This window comes from Aquaspirillum serpens DSM 68, from assembly GCF_000420525.1.
GTDB lineage: Bacteria > Pseudomonadota > Gammaproteobacteria > Burkholderiales > Aquaspirillaceae > Aquaspirillum > Aquaspirillum serpens.
In genome coordinates this window covers 1-1,769 of record NZ_ATVC01000110.1, presented here as the reverse complement: position 1 = coordinate 1,769, position 1,769 = coordinate 1, and the positions used below count along the sequence as shown (strand labels likewise).

The window sequence follows — 1,769 nt, the reverse complement described above, 5'->3', positions numbered from 1 at the left end:
CGCAACACAAGAAATCACACAGATGATTGCCGCGATTCAAACCGAAATGCGGGCTGCTACCAGCGGGATGGAAGATGCCAACAGCCAAATCAACAACGGCGTCAGCATGGCACAAGAAGCCAGCCGTGCGATTTCTGCTATTCATCAAAATGCACAAAATGTGATGTCGGCGATTGCCGAAATTTCACGGGCGACCACAGAGCAATCGTTAGCGAGCAATGATATTGCACAGCATGTCGAGCAAATTAGCACCATGGCACAACAAACAGATCAAGCGGTACAACAGGCCATTCGCACCACCCAAAGTATTAGCGTGTTGGCGGGTGAATTGGGACAACAAGTTAACCGCTTCCGCACCTAAACGATTTTGATCCCCGTTGATTTACTGGCTCACTTTTTAATTGAGAAGCTATTGCATCTAAGTTAAAAAGTGAGTTTTTTATTTTTTTGGCTTGATTTCAGAGTGGCGACTAAAAGTTGTTGAAGCGCAAAAGAATCGCTTACACTAGCGATATAATTGCAAAAAACAACAAAGCCTATATAAAAATTCCACAACGCCAGAAAAGTGAAGCACTAACTTATCATAAGATCATGCGGGAGGTCTCAATCGTGTCTTTGAATCTTAGCTTTCGCAGTAAAATCTTGCTCAGCGTGAGTGGGCTTGCTGTATTAGGATTTTCTGCTTCTATTGGTTATGCGACATGGGCAAATCAGCATTATATTTTAGAGCAAGGTGCCGAAGCTGCTGTATTACAAGCTCAAGCCCTGACTCAAAATATCAGCAGCCCTTTATATGAAGGTCGTGATTTGGTGGAGTCGATGGCCGTGATGATTGCCACCATGCACGAGCGAGGTTTAAAAGACCGTGATGCTATTACCGCAATTTTGGGCGATGAATTGCGTAAACGGCAGCGGATGATTGGATTGTGGACTGGATGGGAAGCGAATGCTTTTGATGGACGTGATGCCGAATTTGCCAACCGCAAACCCGATCACGATGCCACTGGGCGTTATGTGCCGTATTGGGCACGCTCTGGTGACAAACTGATTCTTGAATCATTAGTCGATTACGATAAGCCTGGTGCCGGTGATTACTATCTTGTGCCGAAGAAAAACAACGTCCTCACTTTCTTAGAACCCTATCTCTATCCAATCGAAGGCAAAAATGTGTTGATGACTTCGATTGTGCAGCCGATTTCCCTCAAAAATAACCCTAATTTTGTTGGTGTTGCTGGGGTGGATGTTTCCCTCGACAATATTGGTAAAACCCTTGATCAAGTTAAACCTTATGGTGACGGGTGGCTATCATTAGTGTCAAACGAAGGGAATTGGTTAGCACATCCAGAAAAAGATAAAATCACTAAACCTGCCCAAGATCTCCCGCCAGAAGCAATGGCTGCTGTGAAAGCTGGCCAACCCTATACCTATACCGATGGCAACAGTGTCATGCATTTTTTACAACCTATCACGGTTGATAAAAACATGGCGCCATGGTCGATGTTAGTGTCTATCCCGAAATCTAGCTTGTTGGCGGAAGCCAACTCGGTACGCAACACCACGTTGTTAATCAGCGTGTTGGCGGTGGGTGTGATGTTGCTATTGATCGCGGCGATTCTGCGTAGTTTGTCGCAACCCTTGGTGCGATTATCGAGCACCATGCAGACCTTGAGCCAAGGCGAGGGTGATTTAACCCGTCGTTTAGACATCACCAGCCAAGATGAAATCGGTCAGACCTCAAATGCGTTTAACCAATTCATGGATAAGCTGCG

Annotated in this window: 2 protein-coding genes; both read left to right on the top strand. The window is 45.6% G+C overall.

Translation table 11 applies throughout. The annotated features are described in order from the left end of the window. A partial coding sequence (locus tag G465_RS0112750; RefSeq protein WP_027405459.1) for a methyl-accepting chemotaxis protein occupies positions 1–361 on the top strand: 361 nt, incomplete at its 5' end. A gap of 248 nt (positions 362–609) precedes the next feature. After that, positions 610–1,769: PDC sensor domain-containing protein (locus tag G465_RS0112745; protein ID WP_027405458.1), on the top strand; the 1,160-nt coding region annotated here is incomplete at its 3' end.